The organism is uncultured Leptotrichia sp., from assembly GCF_938036635.1.
GTDB lineage: Bacteria > Fusobacteriota > Fusobacteriia > Fusobacteriales > Leptotrichiaceae > Leptotrichia > Leptotrichia hongkongensis.
Genome location: NZ_CALHQO010000582.1, coordinates 1 through 4,382 on the forward strand (window position 1 = coordinate 1; position 4,382 = coordinate 4,382).

Annotated in this window: 3 protein-coding genes; all 3 read left to right on the plus strand. The window is 27.8% G+C overall.

Features of this window, described 5'->3' with window-relative positions:
- On the plus strand, positions 1-388 hold a 388-nt coding region (locus tag Q0370_RS11605), incomplete at its 5' end, for a GNAT family N-acetyltransferase (protein WP_299575901.1).
- A 135-nt stretch (positions 389-523) separates the two neighbouring features.
- Positions 524-4,036: a DEAD/DEAH box helicase gene (locus Q0370_RS11610; RefSeq protein WP_299575903.1), complete on the plus strand. Its 3,513-nt coding sequence runs from the start codon at positions 524-526 to the stop codon at positions 4,034-4,036.
- A 99-nt stretch (positions 4,037-4,135) separates the two neighbouring features.
- A complete protein-coding gene (locus Q0370_RS11615; protein WP_026746598.1) occupies positions 4,136-4,360 on the plus strand; it encodes an acyl carrier protein in 225 nt (74 codons plus the stop codon).
- Positions 4,361-4,382 lie beyond the last annotated feature (22 nt).

Here is a 4,382-nt window from a genome sequence, read left to right on the forward strand (position 1 = left end):
TAAAAATAAAATTTTTGGAAAAAGTCAAAAAGAAAAAACAGATTTTGGTAAAAATGAAAAATTTGAAAAAAATATGTTGGGATATGTCGCATTTTATGGTACAATAGAGAGCATAGATATTTTTGAGGTAGCAATAAAAAAAGAATATCAAGGACAAGGTTTTGGCGAAAAATTGTTAATTGAAAGCATGAAAAATTTGATTAAGGATAATGAAAATATAAGAATTAAAAATATAAATTTTTCAGGAGATAAATTTTTGCTGGAAGTTAATGAAAATAACGGAAAAGCGCTAAAACTTTATAAAAAAATTGGATTTGAAGAAATTTATGTAAGAAAAAATTATTATGGGAATAATGAAAATGCAATAATAATGATGAAATCTATTTAAATTTAGATTTTAAAATTCTGAATAGTTTTTTATTATGTCATTAATTTTTTGATAGAATAACGGAATCTATTGGGGGAATTGTAAAGAGGAAAGTTAAAATTAAAAGATTTTTTTAAAATAAAAGCAGGGAGAGATATGAGAGAGAATAGTATTTCGTTAGAATTAAAAAAACAGATAACGCCAAGTATTTTCGTAATCGGAGAGGAATATTATAATAAAAGTTTGGGGAATATAACTGCACTTTTCGCTGACGGAAATTTTATAACGGTGGAAGGTGAGTACAAGGAAAACAGCCTTTGTAAGACATCAATTACGGTAGAACAGAAAAAAGGTGAATTTATCGAAGCCAACTGTGATTGCATGTTTTTCAAGAATAATAAAAATAATTGCTGCAAACACGTTGTAACTTTGGGGATGATGGCAGATCATTCAGAAAAAATTTCAAAAGTTATTGGGACAGATGAAATTGAAATGATGTTTGAAGATGATTTTGAGGAAGATAATAAAAAAATAGCTAAGATTAAGGAAAAAGAGCAAAAGACTAGAACTGAAAAAGCTGCTGTAAAAAATTCAGAAAATGATAATAAAAATAAATCAAGACAGAGATTAAAACTAAAAAGTGAAAATACAAAAAAATTAGATAAAACAGCTGAAACTTTTGAAAAAGAGGAAAATATTCAAAATGATGCATTTACAAGTTTTGATAAAAAAAATAAAAATTTGGAAATTAAATTTGAAACAATTGAAACAAATACTGAAAAAGCTGTAAAAGATGAAAATGGAAAAGAGAATATAGATTTTCAAAAAAAGAAAATAAATGAAGAAATATTCGAAAATGTTGAAAGTATTTCTAAAAAAATTAACGAAATTTATAATCTTTATCTAGAAATCGAAAATATTCAAGCTGATGAAAAACAGGAAATGCGATTGGAAATAGAAATTGATGAAGGAAGTTATAGCGACTATAAATATGGATATGATTATAATCAAGAAAATAATGTGCCAGACTATATTTTACGAATAAAGACAGGATTTAAGAAAATATATTATGTAAAAGATATTTTGAAGTTTATTGAGGCTATTGTGAAAGAAAGGGAATATGAAGTTACTTCCAAAATTACTTACAGTCCTAAGAACTGTTTTTTCAATGAAACAAATAAAAAAATAATCAATGCAATTTACGAATACAGCAAAGAGATTCAAAGTGTTATAGATAGCGGAATTAAAGATAAAAAAGGCTTGAAAGTATATGAAATGCTTTTAAATAAACTGCTTGTAGCTATGGAAAAAGGGAAAAATCTTATTTTGTTAGGGGAGCAAAAACAGATAATGAGCAGTTATGAGCCTTTATTTGTAGTTGAAAATGGCAGAATTATGATGAGAAAAATAGAAAAAATCTCTGAAAATAGCCCATTTTATACTTTTTCAAATGATACAACGAAAGTCTTTAAGATGGATGCAAATGAGGAAAGATTTTTTGGAAAGTTTGATTTTCTGGATACAGATTTGTTTAATCAGCTTTCGTTTGAGGATAATCAGAAGCTGGGAGCAGTTTTGAGATATGAAAATGTAAATATTGCTGAATATATTGAAGAAGATGGAAATATTGATATTTTTGTTTCAGAAACTGATGAAAAGGAAGTAGTGAAGGTTAATTTATCAAATACTATTTGTGCAATAAAGAAGGATGGAAAATATTTTATTCCAAGAAAAAATATGAATTTATTCAAGGAACTAAGAAAACTTGTAGAAAGTTATTCTGTTGCAAATATAGAATTGACAGAAGGCACTTATAATGTAAATTATGAAGGTCTAGGGAAAATTTCAGAATATATTGATAAAAAATATTCAAACAAGGTAAAAATTCATTTAGACAATAAAATAAAAAATGCAAGAAATATAGATGTCCATATTGGAATAAAGAAAGTAGAGCATAATTTCTTGAATGTAAGTTTTGATATTGAGGGAATAAAGACTGAAGATGTGGAAATTGTGATGGAAGCCATTAAAAATGAACAAAAATACATAACGCTTTCAAGTGGAGAACTTGTAAAAATTGCCAATAAAAGTATTGAGGAATTAGTTGGAATTACAGATTCTATTTCTAATCTGAAAGTAGGGGAAAATAAAATTTCTAAAATAAAGGCATTGCAGCTTGCTCAAGTTTCAAAAAATATTCAGGAAGAACTTGTAAAAATGGATGAATTTAAGGATTTGTTCCATAAAATAAAAAATCGTGAGGAAATTGAGCCACATAATATAAATGTAAAATTATTTCCATATCAAAAATTAGGATTTAACTGGCTAAAAAATATGTATGATATTGGATTTGGTGGAGTTTTAGCTGATGATATGGGTCTTGGTAAGACTTTACAGACAATTTCGCTATTAAATGAGATTTATCAGGAAAATAGAGAGTTTTCGGCATTGATTATTGTACCAAGTTCATTATTATATAATTGGAAGGAAGAAATTATAAAGTTTACAGGGATAAGTCCAACTCTAATTGAAGGAACGGCAGTTCAAAGAAAGGAAATTATATCCAAAAAATCAAGAGGATTTATGATAACAACTTATCAGGCTTTGAGAAATGATATAGAAGAATACAAAAGCAGAGATTTTGATGTAGTAGTGCTGGATGAGGCTCAAAATATAAAAACAACAACTTCTCAAATAAAGAAAGCGGTTATGAAAATCAATAGCAAAGTTAATTTTGCATTGACAGGAACGCCAGTTGAAAACAATATTTTAGAATTATGGTCAATCTTTGATTTTGTAATACCTGGTTATCTCGATAATTTGACAAAATTTAAAAAAACTTATAAGGAAGCTATTGTAAATCCAAATTCTTCTAAAATAAATAATCTACGTGAAATCATAGCTCCATTTTTGTTAAGAAGAACAAAGAAGGAAGTGTTAACTGAATTGCCAGACAAGATTGAATCAAATATGGTTGTAACATTAAGTAAGGAGCAAAAGCAGCTATACATGTCCTATATTAAGCAGGCCAAGAGCGAAATGAAGAAATTTAATAAAAATGACAACAATAGAATGAAAATACTTGCAATCTTGACAAAACTTAGACAAATCTGCAATTCGCCAACTTTGTTCAAGGAAGACTATAAAGGTGAGGTAGCAAAGATAGAAGTACTTCGGGATTTACTTCCAGATATTACAGAAAATGGGCATAGATTATTGATTTTTTCACAATTTGTAGGAACTTTGAAGGAAATTGAAAAAGAGCTTGTAAGCATGGGGATTGAATATTTTTATATTGATGGAAACGTAAAGTCTAAGGACAGAGTTGAGATTTGTAACAGATTTAACGCTGGAGAAAGACAAGCAGTCTTAATTTCGTTAAAAGCAGGTGGAACAGGATTAAATCTTGTTGGAGCAGATGTTGTAATTCATTATGATCCGTGGTGGAATATTGCTGTGGAAAATCAAGCAAGTGACAGAGCGTATAGAATTGGACAGAAAAAAAGTGTGCAAGTTATAAAACTTGTGACAGAAGGAACAATTGAAGAAAAAATCATAAAAATTCAGGAAAATAAACGTCAATTAAGCGAGAATTTACTAGAAAGTAAAGACGGAGAGAAAGTCCTTTTTGAAATGAGTGATAAGGAATTAATGGAATTATTAAGCTAAACTAAAAAAATTTACATTATTATTAATAAATTTTAGTTGCATTTTTTACATTCATTTGGTATAATAATTCTAGAAAATTAATATGGAGGTGGCATTATAATGCTAGATAAAATTAAATCAATAGTAGTAGATCAATTAGGAGTAGACGAAGATCAAGTAACAGAAGATGCATCTTTTGTTGATGATTTAGGAGCAGATTCGTTAGATACAGTTGAATTAATCATGGCTTTTGAAGAAGAATTTGACATTGAAATTCCTGATGAAGATGCACAAAAAATTAAAACAGTTAAAGATGTAATTGAATACATCGAATCTAAACAATAGATAAAACTTTTGGGGGAGTATT